This is a genomic window from Streptomyces sp. NPDC001536 (assembly GCF_042894505.1).
Lineage (GTDB): Bacteria > Actinomycetota > Actinomycetes > Streptomycetales > Streptomycetaceae > Streptomyces.
In genome coordinates this window covers 317693-343028 of record NZ_JBIAVQ010000001.1, presented here as the reverse complement: position 1 = coordinate 343028, position 25336 = coordinate 317693, and the positions used below count along the sequence as shown (strand labels likewise).

At 70.6% G+C, this 25336-nt stretch carries 22 protein-coding genes; 13 read left to right on the top strand and 9 right to left on the bottom strand.

Annotation, left to right across the window (positions count from 1 at the left end):
* Positions 1-179: 179 nt before the first annotated feature.
* Complete coding sequence (locus ACFY0U_RS01625; RefSeq protein ID WP_388628589.1) at positions 180-1157, bottom strand: DUF3068 domain-containing protein; 978 nt, start codon at positions 1155-1157, stop codon at positions 180-182.
* 174 nt (positions 1158-1331) lie between these two features.
* On the opposite strand from ACFY0U_RS01625, the gene ACFY0U_RS01620 reads away from it, so the two are divergent.
* Entirely contained in the window at positions 1332-1484 is a 153-nt protein-coding gene (locus ACFY0U_RS01620) for a hypothetical protein (RefSeq protein ID WP_388628586.1), read from the top strand.
* A gap of 12 nt (positions 1485-1496) precedes the next feature.
* The gene (locus ACFY0U_RS01615; protein WP_388630381.1) at positions 1497-2717 is read left to right on the top strand and encodes a helix-turn-helix domain-containing protein; all 1221 of its coding nucleotides are present in this window, start codon (positions 1497-1499) and stop codon (positions 2715-2717) included.
* On the opposite strand, the gene ACFY0U_RS01610 is transcribed toward ACFY0U_RS01615, so the two are convergent.
* Both ACFY0U_RS01610 and ACFY0U_RS01605 read right to left on the bottom strand, forming a co-directional pair.
* Positions 2714-4003, bottom strand: coding sequence for a TerD family protein (locus tag ACFY0U_RS01610; protein ID WP_388628582.1), 1290 nt, complete (start codon positions 4001-4003; stop codon positions 2714-2716). The two genes, ACFY0U_RS01615 and ACFY0U_RS01610, sit on opposite strands and share 4 nt — an antisense overlap.
* An 84-nt stretch (positions 4004-4087) precedes the next feature.
* Positions 4088-6163, bottom strand: a complete 2076-nt coding sequence (locus tag ACFY0U_RS01605; protein WP_388628579.1) for a TerD family protein — start codon at positions 6161-6163, stop codon at positions 4088-4090.
* 250 nt (positions 6164-6413) lie between these two features.
* Between ACFY0U_RS01605 and ACFY0U_RS01600 the strand changes: the two genes are divergently transcribed.
* Positions 6414-7187 carry an IclR family transcriptional regulator gene (locus tag ACFY0U_RS01600; protein WP_388628576.1) on the top strand — a complete coding sequence of 258 codons (774 nt, stop codon included), beginning with the start codon at positions 6414-6416 and terminating at the stop codon, positions 7185-7187.
* Positions 7184-8041 carry an SMP-30/gluconolactonase/LRE family protein gene (locus ACFY0U_RS01595; RefSeq protein ID WP_388628573.1) on the top strand — a complete coding sequence of 286 codons (858 nt, stop codon included), beginning with the start codon at positions 7184-7186 and terminating at the stop codon, positions 8039-8041. The genes ACFY0U_RS01600 and ACFY0U_RS01595 overlap by 4 nt, the downstream gene beginning before the upstream one ends.
* A 61-nt stretch (positions 8042-8102) precedes the next feature.
* Here ACFY0U_RS01595 and ACFY0U_RS01590 read toward each other — a convergent pair whose 3' ends face one another.
* The 3 genes from ACFY0U_RS01590 to ACFY0U_RS01580 are packed head-to-tail and all read right to left on the bottom strand — an operon-like array spanning position 8103 to position 11315.
* The gene (locus tag ACFY0U_RS01590) at positions 8103-9506 is read right to left on the bottom strand and encodes an NAD(P)/FAD-dependent oxidoreductase (protein ID WP_388628570.1); all 1404 of its coding nucleotides are present in this window, start codon (positions 9504-9506) and stop codon (positions 8103-8105) included.
* The gene (locus ACFY0U_RS01585) at positions 9499-10728 is read right to left on the bottom strand and encodes an MAB_1171c family putative transporter (protein WP_388628567.1); all 1230 of its coding nucleotides are present in this window, start codon (positions 10726-10728) and stop codon (positions 9499-9501) included. Before ACFY0U_RS01585 ends, ACFY0U_RS01590 begins: the two co-directional genes overlap by 8 nt.
* Positions 10725-11315 carry a toxin-antitoxin system, toxin component family protein gene (locus ACFY0U_RS01580; RefSeq protein ID WP_388628564.1) on the bottom strand — a complete coding sequence of 197 codons (591 nt, stop codon included), beginning with the start codon at positions 11313-11315 and terminating at the stop codon, positions 10725-10727. The genes ACFY0U_RS01585 and ACFY0U_RS01580 overlap by 4 nt, the downstream gene beginning before the upstream one ends.
* A 245-nt stretch (positions 11316-11560) precedes the next feature.
* Between ACFY0U_RS01580 and ACFY0U_RS01575 the strand changes: the two genes are divergently transcribed.
* The 5 genes from ACFY0U_RS01575 to ACFY0U_RS01555 all read left to right on the top strand — a co-directional run bounded on the left by ACFY0U_RS01575 (position 11561) and on the right by ACFY0U_RS01555 (position 17247).
* Positions 11561-12910 (top strand): extracellular solute-binding protein, encoded by a 1350-nt coding sequence (locus ACFY0U_RS01575; protein WP_388628561.1) that lies wholly within the window; start codon positions 11561-11563, stop codon positions 12908-12910.
* Positions 12907-13845: a carbohydrate ABC transporter permease gene (locus tag ACFY0U_RS01570; RefSeq protein WP_388628558.1), complete on the top strand. Its 939-nt coding sequence runs from the start codon at positions 12907-12909 to the stop codon at positions 13843-13845. Before ACFY0U_RS01575 ends, ACFY0U_RS01570 begins: the two co-directional genes overlap by 4 nt.
* Entirely contained in the window at positions 13842-14699 is an 858-nt protein-coding gene (locus tag ACFY0U_RS01565) for a carbohydrate ABC transporter permease (protein ID WP_388628555.1), read from the top strand. Before ACFY0U_RS01570 ends, ACFY0U_RS01565 begins: the two co-directional genes overlap by 4 nt.
* Positions 14696-15667 (top strand): arabinan endo-1,5-alpha-L-arabinosidase, encoded by a 972-nt coding sequence (locus ACFY0U_RS01560; RefSeq protein WP_388628552.1) that lies wholly within the window; start codon positions 14696-14698, stop codon positions 15665-15667. The genes ACFY0U_RS01565 and ACFY0U_RS01560 overlap by 4 nt, the downstream gene beginning before the upstream one ends.
* Positions 15668-15735: 68 nt before the next feature.
* Positions 15736-17247, top strand: coding sequence for an alpha-N-arabinofuranosidase (locus tag ACFY0U_RS01555; protein ID WP_388628549.1), 1512 nt, complete (start codon positions 15736-15738; stop codon positions 17245-17247).
* A gap of 4 nt (positions 17248-17251) precedes the next feature.
* Here the strand turns inward: ACFY0U_RS01555 and ACFY0U_RS01550 are convergent, their stop codons facing one another.
* Positions 17252-18370 carry a hypothetical protein gene (locus tag ACFY0U_RS01550; RefSeq protein ID WP_388628546.1) on the bottom strand — a complete coding sequence of 373 codons (1119 nt, stop codon included), beginning with the start codon at positions 18368-18370 and terminating at the stop codon, positions 17252-17254.
* Between the two features lie 13 nt (positions 18371-18383).
* Positions 18384-21332: a beta-galactosidase gene (locus ACFY0U_RS01545; RefSeq protein ID WP_388628544.1), complete on the bottom strand. Its 2949-nt coding sequence runs from the start codon at positions 21330-21332 to the stop codon at positions 18384-18386.
* A gap of 92 nt (positions 21333-21424) precedes the next feature.
* On the opposite strand from ACFY0U_RS01545, the gene ACFY0U_RS01540 reads away from it, so the two are divergent.
* The 3 genes from ACFY0U_RS01540 (at position 21425) to ACFY0U_RS01530 (ending at position 23402) form a co-directional block, all read left to right on the top strand.
* Positions 21425-21883 (top strand): RrF2 family transcriptional regulator, encoded by a 459-nt coding sequence (locus tag ACFY0U_RS01540; protein ID WP_388628541.1) that lies wholly within the window; start codon positions 21425-21427, stop codon positions 21881-21883.
* Between the two features lie 371 nt (positions 21884-22254).
* Positions 22255-22551 carry a hypothetical protein gene (locus tag ACFY0U_RS01535; protein ID WP_388628539.1) on the top strand — a complete coding sequence of 99 codons (297 nt, stop codon included), beginning with the start codon at positions 22255-22257 and terminating at the stop codon, positions 22549-22551.
* 200 nt (positions 22552-22751) lie between these two features.
* A complete protein-coding gene (locus ACFY0U_RS01530; protein WP_388628537.1) occupies positions 22752-23402 on the top strand; it encodes a DUF4360 domain-containing protein in 651 nt (216 codons plus the stop codon).
* Between the two features lie 77 nt (positions 23403-23479).
* On the opposite strand, the gene ACFY0U_RS01525 is transcribed toward ACFY0U_RS01530, so the two are convergent.
* Positions 23480-24247: an intradiol ring-cleavage dioxygenase gene (locus ACFY0U_RS01525; RefSeq protein WP_388628535.1), complete on the bottom strand. Its 768-nt coding sequence runs from the start codon at positions 24245-24247 to the stop codon at positions 23480-23482.
* A 245-nt stretch (positions 24248-24492) separates the two neighbouring features.
* On the opposite strand from ACFY0U_RS01525, the gene ACFY0U_RS01520 reads away from it, so the two are divergent.
* A complete protein-coding gene (locus ACFY0U_RS01520) occupies positions 24493-25233 on the top strand; it encodes a class I SAM-dependent methyltransferase (protein ID WP_388628532.1) in 741 nt (246 codons plus the stop codon).
* The last annotated feature ends 103 nt before the right edge of the window (positions 25234-25336 follow it).

Sequence of the window (25336 nt, the reverse complement as noted above, 5' to 3'; positions counted from 1 at the left end):
GGGTGCGGAACTTTGAGCGTGGGGGAGTGCTTTACGTTCCTGTGGGGGGTTTGGGTGCTTCCTGCGAGGGTGTTGTGGGTGGACTGTGCTCGGGTGGGGGTGGACAGTTTTCGCCCACCCGTTCGCCGTGGCTACTCACCGAGGTGACAATTTCCGGCCTTATTAGAGCTGACGTCCAGTCACATCGTGAGCGGGGAATCGGGCGTATCGGATGAACCGGGATGCCGCCTCCCTCGTACCACCAAAACGGAACCGGCCACCACCAGGACGAACCCCAGCACAGCCGCACCGATCGGCACCGTCTCGCCGATGGCCTTGAGCTGGCCGCTGTCCTGCTCGGCCTTCTTCACCGCGTCCTTCTGCGTCGCGGTCGTGAAGGCGATCTTCTCGCTGTCCAGCAGCACCACCGCGTCCTTCTTGGCGCCCGGCGCCCGCAGGGTCCGCTTCGGGCCGGTCTGCGCGTAGATCACGCGGCCGGTGCGCTGGTCGACGACCAGCTCGAAGCCGTGGTTGGAGTACCACTCCTCGGCCAGCACCTGCGGGCTGTCCGGCCGGCCGACGAGGCTGCCCGGCACCATCCGGGTGCCGACCTTCGTCGGGGCGACCGTGCCGGTGAACCGGTAACCCGTGTACCCCTGGACCTTTTTGGTATCCCGGTAGGTCAGCACGATCGTGTTGCCGAGGGTGTTGTCCCACCACTGGTAGGCGCGTTTCTGCACGTCGAAGGGGAACTTCAGATACGCCTCGCCCTCGATGTACGGCGTCTCGCCGCAGCAGTGGACGGGCTTGGTGGTCCTGCGGTCCATGACCCAGCGGTGCGGTACGAAGTCCAGCGCGTCGTGCGGATCCGCGGCCGGCAGCGTCTTGTCCGTGTCGACCGTGGTCGTCACGTCCCAGACCGCGTCACCGCTGCGCTCGCTGTCCTCGACGTTGCCGCGCACCCGCTGGGTGACGGTGATGGTCTGGCCGTCCACGGTCTCGACCTTGTCCGTGTCGAAGACGCGGCCGGTGCCCTTGTAGACGGCGGTCTGGTCGATGTCGATCGGGTTCACTGCGGCCCGCGGGGTCACGTACCACGCCAGCATGGGCGCCAGGACCAGCAAAAACGTGCCAAGTCCCAGCAGAATCAGAGAGAAAGGAGAGGCTGTACGGCGCATCCGGGCACTCCTGAGGCATGAGGGTACGGAGTTCGGGCCGCTCTATGGGCCGAGGACCGTAGGCTGCTCTTGACGGGGTGTCAATGTCTTGTCGACACTGGGGCGGACAGACAGGGTGGACTGCCGGGGTGGGGACGACCGCCGGTACAGAGCCATCGAAAGGCTGACCCTGCGATGTCCAGACTGCTTGCCGCCGTACTCACCGTCGCGGCCGCCGCGGCGCTCGCCGTGGCTGCCGCGTTCGGCATCGTCGCGCTGCTCGAAGCGACGCCCGACCAGCCGAACACGCCCTTAATCACGTACGAGCAAGCAGGTCAGGGGAGTTGACCCGTGACGGCGGTGACTTCCCGCTCGGCCTGGCTCGATGTACCCCGGCTCCAGGTGCGCCGTTTCGCGGAGATCGCGATGGCGGAGGCACCCGCGCTCGCCGAGGAGATCCTGCGCGAGATCCGCCGCGAGTACCCCCATCTGCCCGTCGTCCTCGACGAGTCGGGCGAACCGATGGCCCTCGTCGGCATCCGGCGCGCCATCGAGGTCTTCGTCCAGCACCTGGAGACCGCGCAGGGCCGTCCCTCGGTCCCCCCGGGCGTCTTCCAGGAGTTCGGCCGGGGCGAGGGCCTCAACGGCCGCAGCCTGGACTCCCTCCAGGCCATCTACCGCATGGGCGTACGTCTGGCCTGGCGCCGGTTCGCCGAGATCGGCCAGCGGGTCGAGATCCCGCCGCCGGCGATGTACGAACTCGTCGACGCGGGCTACGAGTACCTCGACGGCCTCGTCGACCAGTCGGTCCGCGGCTACGCCGAGGCGGCGGCCCGCGAGGCCGGCGAACGGCTCAGGCTCCAACGCCGCCTGATGGAACTCCTGCTGGTCGAACGCCACCGGCACGGCGACCCCGCCGAGGCCCTCACGGAACGCGCCGCCCGCATCGGCTGGCCGCTCCCCCAGAGAGTCGCCGTCGGGGTCCTGCTGCGCCCGGCACGGGAGGCGGTACCGCCCGCGGTCGGCCAGGGCGTGCTCCTGGACATGGAGTACGAACAACCGCGCATGGTCGTCCCCGAACCGGACGCGGCGGGCCGCCCCGACCTCCTCCACCGCGCCCTGACCGGCTGGGCGGGCGCGATCGGGCCCCCCGTCCCGCTGGCCGACGCGGCGAAGTCGCTGCGCTGGGCCGAGGCCGCCGTGCGCCTGATGGAACGCGGTCTGCTGCCGTCGGGCGAGGTCCTGCACTGCACCGAGCACACGGAGGCGCTGGTGCTCCTCCAGCCGGAGGAACTCATCGACGACCTCGCGCTGCGCTGTCTGGCCCCCCTCGCCCACTGCGGCCCCACCCACGGCCGCCGGCTCGCCGAGACGTTACTGGCCTGGCTGGAGACCCGCGGCGGCGCCCCGGAGGTGGCCGCCCGGCTGGGCGTCCACCCCCAGACGGTCCGCTACCGCCTCCGCCAGATCCGTGAGCTCTGGGGCGCCGAGATCGACGACCCGGACCGGCGCTTCGAGCTGGAACTGGTGCTCAGGGCGCAGCGGTTGAGGGGGGTGCTGGGGGAGACGCCGGGCTCCTAGGAGTCCGACCGCCGCTTGAACTCCACCGGGCCCGCGTTCATCTCGATCGTGCCGTCCGGGTGCAGCACAGGGCGGCGTTCGTTCATACGGCCGCTGTAGGACTCCACGTGCTGGATCGCCGCGCCGTCGGCGGCGGTGAAGTCGACCAGCGCGATGGCCACCCAGTAACGGGTCTTGGTGTTCTCGTACAGCGGCACGGTGACATGGGAGCCGCGCCCGTCGTCGACCACGACCTGCGCACCGAAGCTCTTGAAGGAACCGAACCCGTTGCTGACGGCCGAGTACGCGCACAGCAGGACGTACCCCTGCTCCTCGGGCCGCACGATCCGGATGGTCTCCCGGCCGGGGACCCGGGCGTCCCCGTCGAGCTGGATGTACGGCGCCTGCCGCAACGAGCCGAGGTTCTTGTAGTAGACGACGTCGCCGCCCTTGCCCTTCTTCTCGCCGCGCCCGGTCTTGACGATCGTGCCCGGCGCCTGTGACCCGCGCCGGGCCTGGGCGGCGGGTACGAACAGGGCGTACAGATCGAGGTCGGCGCCCCGGCGCCGCCGCTCGTCACTGCCGCCGTCCCACTCCAGGGTCACGGTGACGACGAGCTCGCGGTCCTTCTTGTCGAGGCTGAGGGAGACCTGGCTGCCCTTGTCGAGGCTGATCCTGCCGAGTGGGGGCTTGGTGAGGTTGGCGGGGGCGGGGGCCGCGGGGGCCGGAGCCACCGGTGCCGGCGCGGGAGGCGCTTCGGTCCGGGGCCTGCGCTCCGGTTCCGGTTCCGGCTCGGACACGTCTATGCCGAAGTCCGTGGCCAGTCCCGCCAGCCCCTCGGCGTACCCCTGCCCGATGGCCCGCAGCTTCCACCCGTCGCCCCGCCGGTACAGCTCCACGAGCAGCACCGCGCGCTCGCCGTCGGTCAGGGCGGGCGCACGGAAGACGACGGGGTCGCCGTCGGACTGGTGGGCCCGGACGGTGACCTCCTTGACCTCACGGAACGTACGGGCGGCGTTGTCGGGATCGCAGCTGCCGACCAGGACGACCCGGTCCACGTCCGCGGGCAGCCCGGCCGGATCCACGACCACCCGCTCGGGCCCGGACCCGTCGGCACCGACATGCCGCACGGCCCCGTCCTCCCCCGAGGGCTGGTTGTAGAACACCAGATCCTCATCGGACCGCACCCGCCCGTCCGCCCCCACCAGCAGCGCACTCAGATCCACCGGATCACCCACGGTGTGCAGCTCGGCGGTCAGCGGCCCGGAGCTCACCACGGTGTTCCCGCCCTTGAGAAGCTCAGGCACAGCGACTCCCCCCCACCCTTCGACGTCACGTCACCCTGTCACATCGGATCGGGAAGGGAAGAGGGTTCGCCGGGGGCTCTTCGATCAGACGGGTTCCCTCTGCGCGGCACGTCGGGGGGCCGGCTGGTCCAGGTGGACCACCACCGTCGTGTAGAAGCGGTGCACCGCGTCGTCCACGCTGCGGATGAAGCCGGACTCGGCGTTGCCGCGGCCGCTGCCCATGCCCTTGAGGAGGGACAGCCGGAAGCCGGTGATCCGGGTGCCGTTCTTCGGGAGCAGGTCCGCGGGTTCCGGGCGGAGCCGTTCCAGCGTGCCGCGCGGGCCGACGGCGTCGCCCTCGACCAGGGTCTCCACATGGAGGTCCGCCGGTGCCTCCGCGAGGCGGCGCACCAGTCGCTTGGCCCAGGTCAGGGGATAGCCCTGCTCGGGCGCGGGGACCTCGACGGACGTGCGCAGCCTGCCGGTGCGCAGATCGGCGCCGACGGTGAGCAGGCCCGGGGCCTGTTCGACGCGGAGCTCCGCATGGAGCCGCCCTTCCAGACACAGCCGGTCGGCCAGCTGCATCCGCCGGGTCCCGTGGTCGGTGCCGCGGCGGACGCGCTGGGCGGGCAGCACCTTCTGCCCGAGTTCGCCGCCGAGCCTGAGGCACACCTGCCGGATGAGCCGCTCCCAGCTCTCGACCACTTCGAGGGCCCGCGGGTCGCCCTGGCACAGGGTCTCGTCGTTGATGCCGTTGCGTACCGGCACCCAGGCGGAGCCCATGTTCTGGAAGCCGTGACAGCCGGAGTTCTCGTGCTGGAGGTAGTGCAGCAGCTCCTGGAGCAGCCAGGTGCGGGCCGCGTTGCCGACCCCCTCGTGCCGGATCAGCAGCTGCGCCTGATGGGCCACCTCGGCCCAGGACAGATGCCAGAGCGCCACCTGGTGCTTGCGCCGCCGGTCGATCCTGACGTCGACCAGCGGGCTGCCCTCCAGCGCGACGTCGTTCGACACCGTGATCACGGCCTCGTAGCCGCGCCGGGCGGCGATGTCCATGTAGGCCTGCACCTGGTCGGCCTTGAGGGGGTTGCCGTTGGTCTTGGTCTCGACGAGCGCCGTCCACAGCTTGCCGGCCCGCTCGATGCGGATGACCCCGTCGGGCCGCCGGGGTGTGTCACCGTGCGGCAGCGAGACCTCGGTGAAGGTCTCCATACGGCCCGAGGGCGCGCCGAACGCCGCGGTGAGGCGTCTGCCGAACCTCGGTACCTGGGTCATCACCGACAGCAGCACCGAGGTGGCGCGCATCTCCCGGTCCCGGTCGCTCTTCAGCGCGGAGAGCGGGAAGAGCCGGGCGGGCCGCCAGGAGTCGTTCTCCGCGAGGGACTTCTGCGGCGCGCTGGGCGGGGCGGCCCGCTTCTTGGCGGTGCGGGGCCGGGCGGCCGGTTTGCGCGGCCTGGTCTCGTCGGCGGACCGGCGCGGGGCCGGTACGGCGTCCAGCGCGGCCGGCGGTCCCGGCGCGGGGGCCGGGTCCGGCGGCGGGCCGGCCGGCTCGGCGTCCATGGCCGGTTCCGGGGTCGCCGCGGGCGTCGCCCCGTCGATGTCTTCGTCGGCCGTCGTACCGTCCACGTCCTCGCCTGCGGCCTCCGCGTCGTCGTCGATGTCGACGCCGAAGTCCGTCGCCAGCCCGGCCAGCCCCGAGTCGTAGCCCTGTCCGACGGCCCGGAACTTCCAGTCACCGTCGCGGCGGTACAGCTCGCCGAAGATGATCGCGCTGACCTTGCCGGGGTCGCCGATGGTGAAGCGCAGGAGGCTCTCGCCCACCGCGTCGGACAGGGTCACGCGCAGATCGTCCAGTTCCCCGAAGTGGGCGCCGCCGTAGCGGCTCGCGGCCACGACGACACGGTCGACGTCGGGCGCGACCACGGTCAGGTCGAAGCTGATCCGGTCCTCGTTGCCGTCCTCGGTGGGCGTCTTGTCCAGCAGATGCACGCTGCCGTCGGCGGCCACCGGGTTGTTGTAGAAGTAGAAGTCCGTGTCGCTGCGGACCTTGCCGTCCGGGCCCAGCAGCAGGACGGACACGTCCGCGTCGCCGTCCCCGCCCGGACTGCTCCAGCCCAGGCTGACGATCACCGAGTCGGTGTTCTCACTCAGGGCGGACAGGGCAGTGTTCGACCCCTTGGACATTTCGTGCACGAGATCCCCCCAGGAACCGCATCCCCCAAGACGCACCACTCAGTGTGATGTGTCGCACACGGACACAGTAGTGCCGGCGCCTCGCACCCGTACGCTTCCTGCCCAAAGAGGACGGCCGGGAGCGTGTGACCCGCATGCCCATTGCCCGGGGAAACGCGATATGGCTAGCCTGTGTTCGTTATGCCGATCGTCTGTTGAAATTTCGAACAGATGCCTAAGATGCAAAGGGAGGGGGCCGGACGTGGGACGTCTCGTACCTGCCGTGACCCGGGCTCTCGACATTCTGGAGCTCTTCCTCGACGGGGACGGCACGCTCTCCGCCCCCGACATAGTGCGCAAGCTCCAGCTGCCGCGCACCACCGTGCACGAACTGGTGACCACGCTCGCCGCGCGGTCGTACATCGTCCCGGTGCCGGGTCAGCCGGGACGTTACCGGCTCGGGGTACGGCCGTACCAGCTCGGCAGCCGGTACGCCGAGCAGCTCGACCTCGCCGCCGAGGGGCAGCAGGTCGCCCGGTCCGTCGCCGAGACCTGCGACGAGACGGTGCACGTGGCGATCCTGGAGGGCACCGACGTCATCTACATCGCCAAGGTGGACTCGACGCACGCGGTGCGGATGGTGTCCGCCGCCGGACGCCGGCTGCCCGCCCATTGCACCTCCGTCGGCAAGATGCTGCTCGCCTCGCTCCCGGAGCCGGAGCTGAGCTCCCGCATCCCGGACTCCGCCGAGCTGGTCGCGATGACCCCGAACAGCATCACCGACCCGCACGCCCTGCGCGAGGCCCTCGCCCACATCCGTGAGCGCGGTCTCGCCGTGGAGAGCCGGGAGTCCAACCCGGACGTCTCCTGCGTGGCCGCCCCGGTCCGCGACCGCACCGGCCGGGTCGTGGCCGCGCTGTCCATCTCCGTGCCCATGATCCGCTGGAGCGACGAGCGCCGCGACGAGCTGGAGCAGCTCGCCGCCAAGGGTGCCGTCGAGCTGTCCGAGCGCCTCGGTCACCGGAGCGTGGGATGACCTCGACGACGTACGACTACGAGGTGGCCGTCCGCGCCGAGGCGACCCTCGGCGAGGGCCCCACCTGGGACCCGGCGCACCACCACCTCGTCTGGCTCGACATCCTCGGTGCCCGGATCAACACCTACGACCCCGTCTCCGGCCACCGCACGGTCCGCGTCACCGACCAGCACATCGGCGCCGCCAAGCCGCGCACCGGCGGCGGACTCGTCCTCAACCTGCGGGACGGAGTGGCGTTGCTGGACGCCGACGACTCCTTCCGCTGGCTGCACCACGAGCCGGTCCCCGGCCACCGCGCCAACGACGCCGCCGTCGCCCCCGACGGCTCGCTGTGGGCGGGCACCATGCGCTACGACGAGGCACCGGGCGGCGGCACCCTGTCCCGTCTCACCGGCGACGGCACCTTCGAGACCGTCCTCGACGACGTCGCCGTCAGCAACGGCACCGGCTGGAGCCCCGACGGCCACCGGATGTACTTCATCGACTCACCGACCCGCCGCGTCGACGTCTTCGACTTCGAGAACGGCCGCCCCGCGAACCGCCGCCCCCTCGTCGAGATCGAGGAGGGCGCCGGCTTCCCCGACGGCCTCACCGTCGACGCCGACGGCTGCGTGTGGGTGGCCCTGTGGGACGGCGGAGCGGTACGCCGCTACACGCCGGAGGGTGTGCTGGACCGGGTGATCGTCCTGCCCACGCCGAGGGTGACGGCATGTGCCTTCGGCGGCGCGGACCTGACCGACCTGTACATCACGACGGCGAGGGTGGGCCTCAAGTCCCCGCATCCGGTGGCGGGTTCGCTGCTGGTGGTACCGGGCGCGGGGAAGGGCTTGCAGCAACCTTCATTCGCCGGGTAAGTGGACCCACCCAGGGGCGCCGGAACTGCGCGAGAAGCCCCACCGGCCCGCGCCCGACCAACTACTGAAGCCCCACCCTCTTCAACTCCTCGGCAGTCAAAGGCGGCGCCACCAACGGGGCCTTCAACGGCCCCACCACCGCCGCCAACAACACCGACGGCGCCAGCAACACCTCCGCCCGCCGCTCAAGCGACGTCACATCCGTCACGCGGCGGGCGATCCGCCCGTTCCCGGTAGCCGTACGCATCAGCCGGTCCACATACCCGGCCAGCAACCGATCCCGCAGCGTAGGTCCGCTCTCCGTAGCCCCCGGATAGAAGACATCCTGCCCCGTAGCCAGATCCCACGCCGCACCCACCGGCCGGGCCACGGCCTTCTGGACCCGGCGGGACAGCCCGGGCGCCCCCCAGCCATGACGCGCGGTCAGCTTCCGCAGGAGCAGCGCGCTCTGCGCGCCGACGGCGAGTCCATGACCGTAGACCGGGTTGTACGCGGCCAACGCGTCGCCCAGCACCGTGAAGTTGTCGGGCCAGGCAGGCATCCGCTCGTAGAAGTACCGGCGGTTGACCGTCGCGCGGGTGACCGCCACCTCGGACAGCGGCTCGGCCTGCCGCAGCAGGTTGCCGATGAGGGGGTGCCGCAGCTCTTCCCGGGCGAAGCGGACGAAGTCGTCGTCGGACGCGGAGGGTTCGCCGCCCCGCGTGCCGTTCACGGTGACGATCCAGCGGCCGTTCTCGATGGGCAGCAGGAAACCCGCCCGGCCCGGGACGCCGGCGTGCGGGTCGGGCTGGACATGGACGACCGGGAAGCCGTCGCGGGCCTGCTCGGGCGCGAGGTAGAGCCGACTGGCGTACGCGAGGCCGGAGTCGACCTTGCGCTCGCGCGGCGCGGGCAGTCCGAGTTCCGACAGCCACCGGGGCGCTCCGGAGCCCCGTCCGGTGGCGTCGACCACCATGCCCGCCCCGATGGTCCGTTCGCGGCCGTCGCGCTCCCGCACCCGGACCCCGGTGACCGCCTCCGGCGTGCCGGCGAGGCCCAACACCTCGGTGCCGCCGAGCACTTCCACCCGCCCGTCGGCCAGGACCTGTGCGCGGACCGTCGCGTCCAGCAGGTCCCGCCCGGCCAGGATCACGTGGTGGGACTCGGGCCAGCGCCGGAACCAGCCCTGCGCCGAGTAGCCCACGATGTCCGTGGTGACCGGCGCCCGCCGCGCCCCCGCCGCCCGGAGCGTCTCGGAGATGCCCGGCAGCAGCTCCTCCATGGCCCGCACCCCGCCCGACCACAGCATGTGGGCGTGCCGGGCCTGCGGCAGGCCCTTGCGCGGCTCGGGGCCCTCGGGCAGCACGTCCCGCTCGACGACCAGGACGCGGTCGGCGAAGGCGGCGAGCGCCCTTGCCGCGAGCATGCCGGTATGGGATCCCCCCAGGACCACGGCGGTTCTGGCGGGGGAGGGACTCTCACTCATGCGCGGACATGCTCTCTGCCGGGACGGCCGCACGGGTGCGTACCGCCTTGATCTCGTCGGGGCTGCGCAGGGCCTCGGACACGGCCTGGATCTCCTGCAGCAGGTAGGTGGTGTCGGGGGCGCTCGCCCCGTCGGTGTCCGCTGCGCCCCGCTCGCGCTCCATGGCGTCCAGGATCGTCACGGCCGCCGCCAGCGCCTGCGCCCGGCCGCGCTCGAAACCGAGGGCCAGGGCGGCGTCGTGGGCCCGGTCGCGCAGCTCGTCGTCGAGGTGGCGGGAGAGGTGCAGGAGCGCGTCGCGGATGAGCGTCTCGCGGCGGATCAGCCGCATCTCGTGGGTGGCCCGCAGCGCGAAGGGCTCACGGCCGCCCGCGACGTTCCGCATCAGCCGGGCCAGGGGGCGGAGGTCGCGGTACCGGCGGCGCAGCCGCCACCGCTCCTGGAGGTACTGGCCGGCGTGCGGCACGATGAAGCCGATCGCGACCAGGGTCGCCGCGATGCACGCGGCCGACGGGGCGATGTTGGTGTTCAGCCAGTCCAGGTCGTGTCCGGTCCAACGGGCGACGACGGCCGTGAGCTTGGCGACGCTGAAGAGCAGGTTCGTCGCGAATCCGACCCCCAGGAACCGCAGTCCCCAGCGCAGCCAGCCGTCCAGGCCCTCGGTGCGGATCCAGTTCCAGACGAGCCGGGACGTGACCAGGCTGGCCACCATGTGGGCGAACAGGTAGAGGAGGATCGCCTCCCGCATGAACGGGGTGGAGGCGTAGTAGGTGTCGAGGTCCCGGATCTGTTCCACGGGCACGTCGGCGAGGGCGAACAGCACCCACAGGGCCACCACGACACCCGCGTAGACGGCGACCACCCACCGGGTCGCGCGGCGGGTGTGGGCCTGGCGCTCGGTGCGGCCGTTGCGCCAGTGGACGACCAGCAGCAGCCAGGACGCGCAGAGCGCGGTGAGCAGCGAGTACACCCAGGGTGCCGCGATGTTCGGCACACCGGTGACCCGGTTGGTCCAGGAGATGGTGCTGGGGGCGGCGAAGACGAACACCGCGCAGGCGAACAGCAGCAGTCCGCCGACGGCCCGCAGCAGCGGGTCCCGCCAGAGCTTGAGGATGCTGGGCAGTTTGATCACCAGGGCCGCGGTCAGCACCACGGTGGGGAGCCAGAAGGAGACGTACACCCCGCTGAGGAGGTTGCCCTGCGCGAGCGGACCGGCGTGTGTCACCGCTCTGTGCCTCCGCGCCCGCGGTATCCCATGGACCGCTCCATCCCGTTGAGGGACGCCCTGCCGCCGCGGCCCGACAGATAGGGCCGGAACGCCGCCGCCAGCCGGTGCCCGAAGTCGTCCGCCTCCGCCTCGTCGGTCTGCCGCGAGCCGTCGCGCGCGGCGACGGCCAGGGCGTCCTTCCAGTCGGGGCCGCCGGCCAGCGCGCGGGCGGCGGCCGGGCCCACCCCGTGCCGGTGCCCGGCGTTCAGATGCCACAACTCATGGCCGAGGATGACCAGTTGCTGTACCGCCTCGGCCCGCTCCTCGACGATGACCAGGTCGAAGTCCTGGAACTCCACCCACAGGCCGGTCACCTCGATCTCGTCGGGGAACCGCTCGAAGCGCAGCTCGACGGGGCGTCCGCCGCGGCGCGTGCTCATCTCCTCGCACAGCGCCCGGCACACCTCGTGCACCCCGGCCGGGGGAGTGGACCTGGCCCGCAGCGCGGTGTCGAGTTCGACGGCGAGCCGGCGCATCGCGGACCCGGTTCTCGCGCGCCGCAGCGCCGCGGCGACCCGCCCCGCCCTCTTGCGCGCGATGTCCATCGATCCCCCTTCTCACCGCGTACGGCAGCCCGTCCGAGCGTACGCGGCCCGAACTGTCCACGTCATGTGATCCGGCGACCGTTCGTACAAGTGGGAACGACCGCTCGCGGTTCTGAGAATCCTGTCCGGACCATTGACTAGAAAGCGCTTCCTATCTACGGTCCCGTTCGAAGTTGCGAGCATCTATCGAAATATCGAACAACAGCGAACCGACAGGATCTCTTCTCCGACTGTAAGGGCAGGCAATGGGACGACCTGACCTGAACCGCAGGCAACTGCTCGCCGCCGCAGGCGGGTTGGCCGTGGCCGGCAGCTTCGGCTTCGCCGCGCTCGGCACCGGCGCCGACGCGCTCGCCTCCGGCGCCGACACCCGGGTGCGCTACTGGAACCTCTTCAGCGGCGGCGACGGCGCCAACATGATCGCGATGCTGGACGCCTTCCGGAAGGAACACCCCGGCATCGCCGTCAAGGACTCCACGCTCCAGTGGGGCAACCCCTTCTACACCAAGCTCGCCATGGCCGCCGCGGGCAACCGCGCCCCCGAGCTCGGCGTCATGCACGTGGGCCGGGTCGCGGGCTTCTCGCCCGGACGGCTCCTGGACCCGTGGGACGAGACACTCCTCGCCGAGTACGGCGTGCGCAAGGCGGACTACAACCCCGCGCTGTGGAACCGCGGCGTCATCGACGGCAAGCTCTACGCCCTCCCCCTCGACATCCACGTCCAGCTCTGCTTCTACCGCAAGGACGTCCTGAAGAAGGCGGACCTGCTCGGCGACGACGGCCGGATGATCCCGGTCGGCTCCACCGGCGAGTGGTTCGACGTCCTGAAGAAGGCCAAGCAGGTCCAGAAGAACGGCTTGCAGACCGTCGGACTGTGGACCAACGACCAGAACTTCCAGTGGTGGTTCTTCGTCGCCTTCTACACCCAGCTCGGCGGCCGCTGGTTCGACGACGGCAACACCGAGGTCCTCTTCGACGCCGACAAGGCCACCCAGGTCCTGGAGTTCCTCCGGCAGCACGTCACCGACGGCTACGTCATCCCCGGCGCCCCCACCGGCGAGCAGTTCATCAACGGCGCCCCCTTCACCTGGGAGGGCAACTGGTCGGTGCCGGTCTTCTCCGGCGCGAAACTGGACTACGGCGCGACCCCGCTGCCGCCCGTCTTCGGCCGGCCCGCCACCCACGCCGAGTCGCACGCGTTCGTCCTGCCCCACCAGGCCGGCCGCGGCGGCGCGACCGACAGGGCCGCGCACGAACTGGCCGCGTACGTCGTCACCCACGCCCAGCAGTGGGCCGCCGGCGGCCACATCCCCGCCTACACACCGACGTTGTCCACGGCCGCGTACCAGAAGCTGGAACCGCAGAACGAGTACGTCAGCGCCATGGACCACCAGGCCACCGAGCCCAAGGTGTGGTTCGCGGGCTCCACCGGCGTCCTCGCCCAGGACCTCGGCCCCGTCGTCGTCTCCTCCACGATGGGCTCCGCCAAGCCGGCCGCCGTCGCGCGGACCATGAAGTCCCGGCTCACCAGACTCCTCGCCTCGAAGAACCCGATGGACGGCAGGACCGCCGCGCAGGGAGGTACGGCCGCATGACCACCAGCGCTCAGACCGTCGTCGCACCGGCGCGGACGAGGACCGCCACCGCCGTCGCGACCGTCCGCCGCAAGCAGGGCTTCCAGCACGGGGGCTGGTTCATCGCCCCGTTCCTGCTGCTCTTCGTGCTCTTCGTGGTCTGGCCGCTGCTGCGCGGCCTCTACCTCAGCTTCACCGACGCCAACATCTCCGGCGAGGGCGCGAGCTTCGTCGGCCTCGACAACTACCGCGAGGCCCTCCACGACCAGGCGATGTGGGACGCGCTCGGCCACAGCGCGTACTTCACCCTGCTCGTGGTCCCCTGCATCACCGTGCTCGCCTTCCTGCTGGCGATGCTGGCCCACCACATCGAGCGCGGCAAATGGCTGTGGCGGCTGTGCTTCTTCGCCCCCTTCCTGCTGCCCTCGACGGTCGCCGCCAACATGTGGCAGTGGCTCTTCACCCAGGGCATCGGCCTGTTCAACGAGACCTTCGGACTCACCACCCCCTGGCTCACCGACAAGTCGTACGCGATGCTCGCCATCGTCATCCAGACCCTGTGGTGGACGGTCGGCTTCAGCTTCCTGCTCTACCTCGCCGCGCTCCAGGGCATCCCCGGCCACCTCTACGAGGCAGCCAAGCTGGACGGCGCCAACGCCTGGCACCGCATGGTCCACATCACCCTGCCGATGCTGCGCCACATCACCGGCCTGGTGATCGCGCTCCAGATCCTCGCCTCGCTCCAGCTCTTCGACCAGGCCGTCGTGATGATGGACTTCAGCCCCGGACCCGAGCTCAGCACCCGCTCCTTCGTCCAGTACACCCTCGAACAGGGCTTCACCAGCTACCGCGTGGGCTACGCCTCCGCGATGTCCATCATCTTCTTCGTGATCATCGCGGCCGTCGCCCTCGGACGGATGGCACTGCTGCGCAACCGTGAGGAGGGCACCCGATGAGCAGCACCCCGATACGGCTCAGGTCCCGCAAGCCCTGGACGCCCAGCCAGATCATCCTCACACTGACCGGCGTCGCCGTCTCCGCCGTCTTCATGGCCCCGATCGCCGCCGCCCTGTTCACCTCGCTCAAGTCCGAGGCGGAGGCGGCCGAGATCCCGCCGCACTGGCTGCCCGAGGTGTGGACGCTCCAGGCCTGGAAGTCCCTGTGGGAGACCGGCAACATCGGCAACTGGTTCATCAACTCGCTGGTCGTCTCGGTGTGCGTGACGACCATCGTGCTGGCGGTGAGCGCACTGGCCGGCTACGGCTTCGCCCGCACCGAGTTCCGCGGCAAGAACGTCCTGATGGGCGTGGTGATGGCGGGCCTCATGGTGTCTCCCGCCGTCCTCGGCGTACCGCTGTTCACCACGGTCCAGCAGATGGGCATGGTCGACACCTACTGGGGCATGATCCTGCCGCAGTGCGCGCCCGCCGCGATGGTCTACATCCTCTACAAGTTCTTCCAGGGCATCCCGCGCGAACTGGAGGAGGCCGCCTTCATCGACGGAGCCGGCCGCTGGCGCGTCTTCTTCACGATCGTCGTCCCGCTCGCACGACCCTCCCTGGCGGCGGTGGGCATCTTCACCTTCATCGCGTCCTGGAACAACTTCCTCTGGCCGTACATGGTGACCAACAACCCCGACCTGATGACCATGCCGAACGGCATCGCGACCGTCATGAACTCCTACGGCATCCAGTGGGCCCAGCTCATGGCCAGCGGCCTGATGGCGGGGCTGCCCCTGATCGTCGTCTTCGTCTTCTTCCAGCGGCAGATCGTGGCGGGCGTCGCCCACACGGGATTGGCGGGACAGTGAGAGCACGCAGAGCGTTGACGGCCGTGCTCGCGGCGGCGTTCCTGGCGTTCCTCCCCAACACGGCCCAGGCCGAGCAGAGTTACCCGGACCCACAGCCCGTCACCGGCCAGCAGATCATCCACGACCCCACCGTCGTCCGCCTCAAGTCCGGCGGCTACGTGGCCTATTCGACGGGCGGCGTCATCGGCGCCCGCCTGTCCAAGGACCGCAAGCACTGGGACGACTCCGGCAACGCCTTAGCCGAGCCGCCGAGTTGGTGGTACGAGTACAACGACACCGGCGACCCATGGGCCCCGGACATCTCCTACCGGGCGGGCAAGTACTGGCTGTACTACGCCGTCTCGTCCTGGGGCACCAACCACTCCGCGATAGGCGTGGCCACGTCCCCCTCCGGCCTCCCCGGCACCTGGACCGACCACGGCAAGGTCCTCACCTCCGAGCGCACGGACACCTGGAACGCCATCGACCCCGCCCTGATCAAGGCCGACGGCAAGCTGTGGATGTCCTTCGGCTCCTACTGGACCGGCATCCGCATGGTCGAACTGAACCCGAGGACGGGCAAGGCGGTGCCGGGCACGACCGTCCACCACCTGGCCACCCGCCCGGACACCCCGTACGCGGTCGAGGGCCCGTACATCGTGCAGCACGGCCGCTACTACTACCTCTTCGCCTCGTACGACGCCTGCTGCTCGGGCGTGAACTCCACGTACAAGATCAAGGTGGGCAGGTCTACGTCGGTGACGGGCCCGTACACCGACAGCACCGGCAAGCCGATGCTGGAGGGCGGCGGCGACCTGGTGCTGGAGGGCCACGGAAGGTATATCGGCACAGGCGGCCAGTCGGTCTTCAGGGACCGGGGTCAGGATTGGCTGGCGTACCACTATTACGACGCAGAGGACGAAGGCACGCCAAAGCTAGGGCTGAACAGACTGCACTGGACAGAAAACGGCTGGCCAAACGTGGCTTAGGGGCGCGGGGAACTGCGCGACAAGCCCCCACCAACCCGCAGACAACACACAACCTGCGAAAGGCAACCATGAGCACCGCCCGCTTCACCCTCGACCCGGCCTTCACCGTCGGCACGGTCAACCCCCGCCTCTTCGGCTCCTTCGTAGAACACCTGGGCCGCTGCGTCTACACCGGCATCTTCGAGCCCGACCACCCCACCGCGGACGAGGACGGCATCCGCACGGACGTCCTTGAACTCGTGCGCGAACTGGGCGTAACCGCCATCCGCTATCCCGGCGGCAACTTCGTCTCCGGCTACAAATGGGAGGACTCCGTCGGCCCCGCCGAGGACCGTCCCCGTCGCCTCGACCTCGCCTGGCGCTCCACCGAGACCAATCGTTTCGGCCTCTCCGAGTACATCGCCTTCCTGAAGAAGGTCGGCCCTCAGGCCGAGCCGATGATGGCCCTCAACCTCGGCACCCGCGGCGTCGCCGAGGCCCTGGAACTCCAGGAGTACGCCAACCACCCCGCCGGCACCGCCCTTTCCGACCTCCGCGCCGCGCACGGCGACAAGGAGCCCTTCGGCATCAACCTCTGGTGCCTCGGCAACGAGATGGACGGCCCCTGGCAGACCGGCCACAAGACGGCGACGGAGTACGGCCGGGTCGCCGCCGAGACGGCCCGCGCGATGCGCCAGATCGACCCCGGCGTCGAACTCGTCGCCTGCGGCTCCTCCAGCCAGTCCATGCCGACGTTCGCCGAGTGGGAGGCGACGGTCCTGGCGGAGACGTACGAACTCGTCGACTACATCTCCCTGCACGCCTACTACCAGCCCGAGGACGGCGACCTCGACTCCTTCCTCGCCTCCGCCGTCGACATGGAGTCCTTCATCGAGAACGTGGTCGCCACCGCCGACCACGTGGGCGCGAAGCTCAAGTCCAAGAAGAAGATCAACCTCTCCTTCGACGAGTGGAACGTCTGGTACATCTCGGAGTGGCACGAGATCGAGAACTCCGGCGCGCGGGACTGGGCGGAGGCCCCCCGTCTCCTGGAGGACAACTACAGCGTCACCGACGCCGTCGTCTTCGGCTCCCTCCTCATCGCCCTGCTCCGGCACGCCGACCGCGTCACCGTGGCCTGTCTCGCCCAGCTGGTCAACGTCATCGCGCCGATCATGACCGAGCCGGGCGGCCCCGCCTGGCGGCAGACGACGTTCTTCCCGTTCGCCCAGGCGGCGAAGTACGGCCGCGGCGAGGTCCTCGACGTGCGGGTCGACTCACCGACGTACGAGACGAAGAAGTACGGCGAGACCGACCTGCTGCACGCCACCGCCGTGCGCGGCGAGGACGGCTCGGTCACCGTCTTCGCGGTCAACCGCAGCCGGACCGAGGCGCTGCCCCTCGAAGTCGCCCTCGGCGCGCTGGACTTGACGTCCGTCGTCGAGCACAGCGTCCTCGCCGACGCCGACCCGGACGCACGCAACACCCTCGCCGAGCCCGAGCGGGTCGCCCCGCGCCCGGCCGAGGGCACCGCGCTGACCGACGGCACCCTGACCGCCGTACTCGAACCGCTGTCGTGGAACGTGATCCGGCTGGCCTAGCGGCTCACCGCTCGATGTACACCTGTGCGGGCGGGTACGGCGAGGCGGAGTTCGTGCCGACGGACCAGTACCCGCCCGCACCGGGCACCGGAGCGAGTCCGCTGAGCAGCACGGGGGTCGGGGACAGCGGGCCGCGCTCGCTCACCCACGCGCCGTCCTCCCAGCGGAGGTGGTGCGCGCGGGTCTGGTCCCAGAAGTCCCAGCCCGCGATGCGGTCGGGGCGGCCCTGGGGGTCGGCGACGATCGCGGTGAGCATGCCGACGGTGAACGGGGTGGTGGCGTAGGTCCACGCGCCGCCGTCCCAGTGGCGCAGCGTGACGGACGGCGGCTTGCCGGGCGGGCCGCCGACTCCGTAGTCGTAGCCGGTGAGCCAGACGTCGTCGGCGGTGACCGGGAGGAGTCCGGTGACATAGGGGCGAAGACCAGCAGGCACGGGCAGTTCCGTCCAGGTCTCGCCGTCCCAGCGGGCGACGAACGCCGAGTCGTACACCCAGACATCGCCGTCCGGTGCCACGCTGACGCCGGCCGGGGCGCTCGTGGGCGGGGTCGGGGGCGGGGTCACCCAGGTCCAGCCGTCGTCACCGCCGTCGCCGCGCAGCAGCACGCAGCCGTCGCTGTTGCGGCCCGAGAGCCAGACACGGTTCTTGGCGTCCAGCGTCACCCCGGTCAGGCTCGTCCCGTACGCCAGTCGTCCGGCGAAGAGGGACTCCTGCCAGGTCGTCCCGTCCCAGCGCAGCAGCCGGGCGGCGCCCGCCGGGTCGGTGGCGACGGCCCAGGCGGCGCCCGCCGAGCCGGCGACCGCGCGCAGATACCCGCCGGTGAGACCGAGGTGGGTGAGGTCGAGGCGGGTCCATGTGCCGCCGTCCCACACCAGGGCCAGGGGAACCCCGCGGGTGCCGCCGTTGCGGCCCTCCTCGCCCACGGCCCACGCGAGGTCCGGGCCCGCCGCCGCCACGGCGAGGAGCTGGGCGGCCGGGGTGCAGGTGGGGGCCGGGACGGTCTGCCAGTCATGGGGGCCCGTGACCCGGGGCGCGGCGGCCTCCGTGCCCCCGCTGCTCTCCGGGGCGAGGCCCATCGCCGCCCCGGCGCCGAGTAACCCGCTGATGAATCGCCGTCTTCGCACGAGGTTCTCCTCCTCAGACGTTCGCCACTGTCACCCCGCCCGCCGTCGCGCCCAGCAGTGTCAGCCGTACGTCCTTGGGTCCCGCCTGTGTCGTACCGTCCGAGACGACCGCCAGGGCAAGGGTGTTGGTGCCCCGGGTGCGCAGGACGCCGTTCGGCAGGACGAAGGTGTGCTGGGGGCCGACGTCGTTGACGTACTGGCCCATGTTCCAGCCGTTGAGGAAGATTTGCACCCGGTAGGCACGCTTCCGATCGTCGTCGAGGGTGAGGGCGATCGAGGCGTCGACGCCGGGGTCGACGGACAGCCGGAAGGACGTGCGGTACCAGGTGACGCCCTGGCGCCGTTCCCCGCGCGGCAGTTCGGCCGGCTCCCAGTCGGCGTCGTCGAAGCCGGGCAGATGCCAGCCCTCCCGCTCGCCGTACAGGCCGCCGTTGTTGAGCGGCCCGCGCACCGGATCGGCGGCGGCCGCACCTTGCAGCCGCCAACTCACCTTCGGTGAGGCGCCCTTGAACCGCACGGAGGTCAGTCCCCGGGCCGCCTTGTGGGTGTCGAGGGACTCGCCGTCCATGTCGTGCTGCATCCGCCGTACGAGGACGGACAGCACATGCTCGTCCCGGTCCCTGAGCTGCTCCGGCACCTCGAAAGTCGCCGTGTCCGTCCAAGTACCCTTCCGGGCCGTCTTCTTGTCCGGTACCGGCATCCGGTGGGTGCCCAGGGGCTCCCCGTCCAGCCAGGCCATCAGGAGGCCCTGGGTGCCGGTGCTGTAGGCGAGGGAGAGCGACTCGGTGTCCTCGGCGTCGGTGAGGCGGCCGCGGTACCAGACGTCGCCGTAGTGGAAGCCGTAGTCGTCCGCGAAGAGCACCGGCTGCCCCTCGGGCACCGGGGTGGTGCTGAACGAGCTCTTCTTGTCGGCCTGTCGCCACGCCGAGTCGTCGAAGTCCGGCGCGGACTCGGGGTTCTCGGTGCGGCGCCGCCAGCCCTTGTCCAGCGCGGGCAGCGACACGGCGCCCACCCCGGGCAGGGGCTTGAGGGCGATGAGGCTGTTGGTGGCGCTGACCCGGGTCGGCACCGGCCGTCCGTTCCAGGTGACCTGGCCGATACCGCGCGGTCCCCACACCTCCAGGCCGGTCACCGCGGTCGTGTCACCGGTGAGGTGCACGGTGGAGTCCTCCAGGGTGACCGACCGCACCAGCGACGGGCCGTACACCAGCACCGTCCCGGACGGCGTCTCGTACGGCCACAGCCGCAGAGCCGTCGCGTCGTCGGCGAAGAAGATCAGCAGCGGACGCCCGGAGCCGCCGTTCTCCACCTTCACCCGGGCCAGCAGGCCGACGCCGAGCGGGGCCGTCACGCGCAGCAGACCGCGGTCGTAGATCCACGCCGGTTCCGCGTCCAGGCGGGTCGCCGTCGGCTCGTCCGGGCACTCCAGGACGACCTGGGCCATGTCGCCGTGCCGGCCGGAGAAGACGGCGATGTCCTGCCGCCCGGCGGCGACGAACATCGCGAGCTGCGCGGTGGCGTACCGCAACGTCCGCCGACCGAGCTTCAGTTCGGTGGTGATCAGCCGGGCGTCACGGGCCGGGACGGTCATCGGCACCTCGATGCCGGCATCCGGCAGCGGCACGGTGACGTCCTCGGCGGAGTCGTTGCGCACGACGTAGACATGGGAGCCCGTGTCGCGGTTGGTCAGGTGGTACACCTTCAGCCGGTCGTCGGGGGACGTCACGTCCTTGGCCCGGTCCAGCTTCGCGAAGTCCGGGACATGCCGCAGCAGATGACCCAGCTGGTGCATCGGGGCGAGCTTCGCCGTCTGCCGGCGCCCCTCGTCGAGGACCGCCCCGTAGTCGTACGACGTGTAGACCTGCGGCGCGGGCAGCCAGCCCCACGAGGTGCCGCCGAACGTCATGTAGACGTTGTGCAGCGTGATCCCGTTGGCGAGGTTGGTGAGATGGAAGCGCCGCTCGTACGCCGCGTCCCGGGTCCGCCGCGCCTCCTCGTACCCCTTGCCGTCGAACGCCGCCCCGCCCCACGGATCGGGCCGGCCGCCACCGAACTCCGGGAGGAAACCGGGGGTCCTCGGGCTGGCCTTCGCGGCCGTGGCTCGCTGGGTGCCGAAGCGCCCCCAGTCCTGCGGGACCTCGTCGGGCCGCGGATACCCGTCGAATCCGTACAGCCAACGCCCCTTCTCCCCGCCGGTGTCGAAGGACCCGGGCACCCAACGCCCCTCGCGAGTCTTGTCGTTGTGGAAGAGCGGGACGTCGATCCCGTCCGCCCGCACCTTCTTGTACAGGTGGGACATGTAGGCGCGGCCGTCCGCACCGGTGACGTCGTACGCGTTCTCGATCTGGTAGAGCAGGACCGTGCCCTTGCCCTTGGTGTACAGATGCCGGACGGCGATCGCGTTCACCCGCGTCAACCACTCGTCGGCGTGTGACAGATAGGTGGGATCGGTGGTCCGGGCCCTGCCCTCGGTCGCCGTCAGCCAGCCCGGGAAGCCGCCCGCGTCGACCTCGGCGTTGATGTACGGGCCCGGGCGCAGGATCACGTAGAGGCCGGTCTCGGCGGCCGTGCGCAGGAACAGGTCCAGGTCGCGGACGCCCGTGAAGTCGTACGCGCCGGGCGCGGGGGAGTGGAGGTTCCACGGGACGTAGACACTCACCGCGTTGTAGCCGTGCGCCCGCATCTTCTGCAGCACGTCCCGCCACAGCGACGGACTCGGCAGCCGGAACGGATGCATCTCGCCCGACCACAGCACCAGCCGCCGGCCGTCGACCAGCAGCGAATACCGGTCGAAGCCGACGGTGTGCCCGCTGCCGTCGGCGGTGGGCGGGCTCGGCGGAGGGCCCGTGGGCGCGAGTCCGGGCGCGGCGGAGGACGGCAGCGCACCGCCACTGCCGGTCAGCGCCAAGCCGAGCGCGGTCGTGCCGGCCAGGGCGCTGAATGTTCGTCTGCTGAGCTCCACGCGAGCGTCGCCTCCTGTTGTGCCTGCGTTTCCCGGGACGCGAGGGAGGGACCATTCTCCACGCCCGGCGCGACACGCCTCACAATGGGCCCATGAGGATCTCGGCACGGGCGGACTACGCGGTACGAGCGGTACTGGAGCTCGCCGTACGGCAGGGCGACGGTCCGGTGAAGGCGGAGGCGATCGCCGCCACCCAGGACATTCCGCACAAGTTCCTGGAGGGCATCCTCGGTGACCTGCGGCGCGGCGGTGTCGTCGACAGCCGGCGCGGGGGCAACGGCGGCTACCGGCTGGCCCGTGACGCGGCGAGGATCACGGTCGCCGACGTGATCCGGGCCGTGGACGGCCCCATCGTCTCCGTACGAGGTGAACGCCCCACCGAACTCGCCTACACCGGCTCCGCCCAGCCACTGCTGCCCCTGTGGATCGCGCTGCGGGCCAATGTGCGCCGCATCCTGGAGGGCGTCACCATCGCCGACATCGCCGCGGACGCCCTGCCGGCGCCGGTACAGGCGCTGGCGGCGGAGCCGGCGGCATGGGAGAACCCGTAGCTCTGTCTGTGAGTGCGCTCATCCGGGTCTCAGGCTGTCCTCAGTTTGACGCCCTACCGTCGCGTCCCGTTGATCCCTACCTCCCCGGTGGGAAAACCAGGAAACGACGGACGGGACCTCCCCATGCGCACGCTGATCCTGCTCGCCCTCGCGGGTCTGGGCGCCCAGCTCGTGGATCGGCGTCCCGGGCGCGCTCGGCTCCTTCCTCGGCGCGACGGTCCTGTCGTCGTTGTCGACGCAGGTCGCCGAGCCGGTGATGTCCCTGATCCTGCTGGGTCTCGGCCTGTACGTCATGTCCGGCTTCACCTTCCGGGGCCTGCCCAAGACGCATCTCGGCAAGCCGCTGCGGAGGCGGTTCCTGACCCCGCTCGGTGATCGGCTCCATCGACACCAGCGAGTTCCTGGTCGCCGCGCCGGTCGCCGCCTGGCTGGTGCGGCTGGTCCCGCCGCGGGTGCTGGGCTCCGCGGTGGGTGGCGTCATCATCGTCACCAACGTCCGGACGCTGCTGAGGAGCGACTGGATCGGGGCGAGCGGTTCGGTGGGTGCGGTGGTGTACGTGCTGCTCTACGCGGTGTGGGCCGCCGCTCTGACGTACTCGATCCGTGCCTACCGGCAGGAGAGGGCGGCGGAGAGCGAGCCGGCCGAGCGGCAGCCCGTCGGCGCGTGATGGTCGGCGCTCGACCGTCAGTCGCTGTCGGCTGGGGATGGATTCGTCAACGGACCCTTATTTCCGCAGAGTTCAGACACTGTGAAGGAACTGTGAAAACCGCACCTGTGAATGGCTTGAGTTCGACCTGACCGCGAGGTGTGTCTCTCCCTACGGTCCGGGGTGCAACCGACCACCCCCCAACCCTTCAGGGAGAGACCATGGCTGGTGGACTCCTGCTGGGCGGCGCGCTCGCCGCTCTGCTCACCACCGCACTGCCCGCGCAGGGCCCGTCCGACGGGTTCGAGGACCCGCCGCCGGACAAGATCGTCATCAAGGTCGCCACGGTCAACGGCTCCGGCTGTCCGGCCGGTACGACCGCGGTCGCCGTCTCCGAGGACAACACGGCGTTCACGGTGACGTACAGCGACTACCTCGCCCAGGCGGGCGGCAACTCGGACCCGACGGCCTTCCGCAAGAACTGTCAGCTCAACCTGATCGTCCATGTCCCGCAGGGCTTCACGTACGCCATCGCCAGCGCCGACTACCGCGGCTTCGCCGCGCTCCAGTCCGGGGCGAGCGCCACACAGAGAGCGTCGTACTACTTCCAGGGCTCACCGAGCACGGCGTTCCGGACACACCCCTTCAGCGGCCCGCTCAACGACAACTGGCAGGCGACCGACACCACCGACTGGGCCCAACTGGTCTGGGCACCCTGTGGAGTTCAGCGCAACTTCAACATCAACACGGAACTGCGGGTCAACGCGGGGACATCGGCCCCGGGCAAGGTCAGCTTCATGACGATGGACTCGACGGACGGGGACATCAGCACGGTGTACCACATGGCGTGGAAGGAGTGTCCGGAGTCGTAGCGCGGCGGTTGTAGCGCTCTCCCCGGGTCCCGCCGCCGGCGGCGGGACCCGGGGAGGTCTGCGGTGTGGGGGTGGGGTCAGCGCTCGATACCGAGGGTCAGGGTCCCGGTATAGCCGGCCGACGGTGAACTCCCCAGTGCGGTGAGGGTCAGGAGGCCGGAGGCGGCGCCTCCTTCGTCGTAGATGGAGTCCTGGGCGAGGGTGGTGCGGGTGACGGTGTTCGCCGAGTACGGCGAGAGCGCGCCGACTCTCGCGGAGATCGTCTCGTCGAAGAAGAGCTGTCCGGTGTGGAGTTCGGTGCCGCCGGTGAACGAGCCGTCGGAGGTGAGGGTGACGCCGGTGTGCACCTTGATGTGGATGTGGACGCAGCGGCCGCGGTACCAGCCCGGGTAGACGGTGGTGATGTCGGCGACGCCGCTGGAGTCGGTGAGGACGCCGCTGCGCAGGAAGGTGCCGTTGTCGGGCTCGTTGTGGCCGTTGCTGCCGACGTAGCCGGAGTACTCGCCGAGAGCGTCGGCGTGCCAGATCTCCACGAGGGCGTTGGGGATCACGGCGCAGGTGTCGTCGTCGACGACGGTGAGGGCGAGGTTGAGCCGGAAGCCGGTCTTGTCCTCGCGGATGTCGGCGCGGACGAGTGCGCCGTCCAGGTAGTAAGGGCCTTCGGTCATCTCCTTCGTGAGGGTGCAGACGGCCGCGGCGGCGACGGGGGCGGCGCCGGCCGCGTCGGCTTCGGGGGCTTCGGGCGCGGCGGCGGTCACGGCGAGAGTGGCTGCTGCGGCGCCGGTGGCGATCAGTACGGTGCGGCGCCCGATCGGGGTGGGGGTTGCTTCCGAAGTGTCTGTCATGGACACGGCACCGTAGGAAGGGATGCTGTCGGTGGGCTGTCAGTTCGGCAAAGTGACGGAGCGTCAAGTTCCTTGTCGGTCAGGGTTCTTGCCGCCGGCCCGGCCGCACGCCGGGGATGCGGTGTTGTGCGGGAGACCGGGGCGAGGGCCGGATCTTTGTGGGTTCTGCCAGTACGGGCGGCTGTTGTGGCTCGTAGAGACTGCCGAGGCCGAGGACATCACGAGGCATACGGGAGGACATCGCGATGAGCGTGCAGCAGTACGACGAGATCGGTGAGGCGTTCGAGGGGTTCAAGTCCCTGCCGCTGGCCCGGTACGGCGAGGTGCCGAGCTTTCTGAACCTGGTCGGGGACGTGCGCGGCAAGTCGGTTCTCGACCTCGCCTCCGGCACCGGGTTCTACAGCCGGGAGTTCAGGCGGCGCGGGGCGGCGGAGGTGCTCGGCGTCGACATCTCCGGTGAGATGGTCGCCGCGGCACGCCGGTTCGAGGAGCGCGAACCGCTGGGGGTGAGCTACGAGGTCGGCGATGTGGCCGAACTCCGGCCTCTCGGACGGCGCTTCGACATCGCCCTGGGCGTCCAGTTGCTCAACTACGCCCAGGACATCGCCGCCATGGAGCGGATGTGCCGCAACGTCTACCGGAGCCTCAAGCCCGGCGCCGAGTTCTTCGTGCTCGCCCAGAACCCGGACTACGGCATGAACGACCCCTCCCTGGCCAGGTACGGCTTCCTCTGCGAGTCCACCGGCGAGGAGGCCGAGACCGGGCCGCGCGTACGGATCACGGCACTGCTCGACCCGCCGATCTCCTTCGTCGCCACGTGCCCGCGCCGCGAGGTCTACGAGTCCTGTCTGCGAGCGGCGGGCTTCGACGACCTGACCTGGGTCCCCCTGGAGATCTCCGACGCGGGCCGGCGTGAGTTCGGTACGGCTTTCTGGGCGGACCTGCTCGCCGAACCGCCGCTGGAGATGCTGCGCTGCCGGGTCTGATGAGCGGGCGGCCCCGGGGGCGGGCGGGTCGAGCGGCCGGCGCGCCGCACCCACGGGAAACCCACAGGGTTCGCCCATCGGCGCTTCAGGTCGGTGGCTGAGT

Coding starts and splice junctions, on each gene's coding strand:
- ACFY0U_RS01540 (WP_388628541.1), top strand. CDS start 21,425: ATGAGGATCTCGGCACGGGCGGACTACGCGGTACGAGCGGTACTGGAG.
- ACFY0U_RS01595 (WP_388628573.1), top strand. CDS start 7,184: ATGACCTCGACGACGTACGACTACGAGGTGGCCGTCCGCGCCGAGGCG.
- ACFY0U_RS01525 (WP_388628535.1), bottom strand. CDS start 24,247: ATGACAGACACTTCGGAAGCAACCCCCACCCCGATCGGGCGCCGCACC.
- ACFY0U_RS01575 (WP_388628561.1), top strand. CDS start 11,561: ATGGGACGACCTGACCTGAACCGCAGGCAACTGCTCGCCGCCGCAGGC.
- ACFY0U_RS01605 (WP_388628579.1), bottom strand. CDS start 6,163: ATGTCCAAGGGGTCGAACACTGCCCTGTCCGCCCTGAGTGAGAACACC.
- ACFY0U_RS01565 (WP_388628555.1), top strand. CDS start 13,842: ATGAGCAGCACCCCGATACGGCTCAGGTCCCGCAAGCCCTGGACGCCC.
- ACFY0U_RS01590 (WP_388628570.1), bottom strand. CDS start 9,506: ATGAGTGAGAGTCCCTCCCCCGCCAGAACCGCCGTGGTCCTGGGGGGA.
- ACFY0U_RS01555 (WP_388628549.1), top strand. CDS start 15,736: ATGAGCACCGCCCGCTTCACCCTCGACCCGGCCTTCACCGTCGGCACG.
- ACFY0U_RS01530 (WP_388628537.1), top strand. CDS start 22,752: ATGGCTGGTGGACTCCTGCTGGGCGGCGCGCTCGCCGCTCTGCTCACC.
- ACFY0U_RS01520 (WP_388628532.1), top strand. CDS start 24,493: ATGAGCGTGCAGCAGTACGACGAGATCGGTGAGGCGTTCGAGGGGTTC.
- ACFY0U_RS01625 (WP_388628589.1), bottom strand. CDS start 1,157: ATGCGCCGTACAGCCTCTCCTTTCTCTCTGATTCTGCTGGGACTTGGC.
- ACFY0U_RS01570 (WP_388628558.1), top strand. CDS start 12,907: ATGACCACCAGCGCTCAGACCGTCGTCGCACCGGCGCGGACGAGGACC.
- ACFY0U_RS01580 (WP_388628564.1), bottom strand. CDS start 11,315: ATGGACATCGCGCGCAAGAGGGCGGGGCGGGTCGCCGCGGCGCTGCGG.
- ACFY0U_RS01620 (WP_388628586.1), top strand. CDS start 1,332: ATGTCCAGACTGCTTGCCGCCGTACTCACCGTCGCGGCCGCCGCGGCG.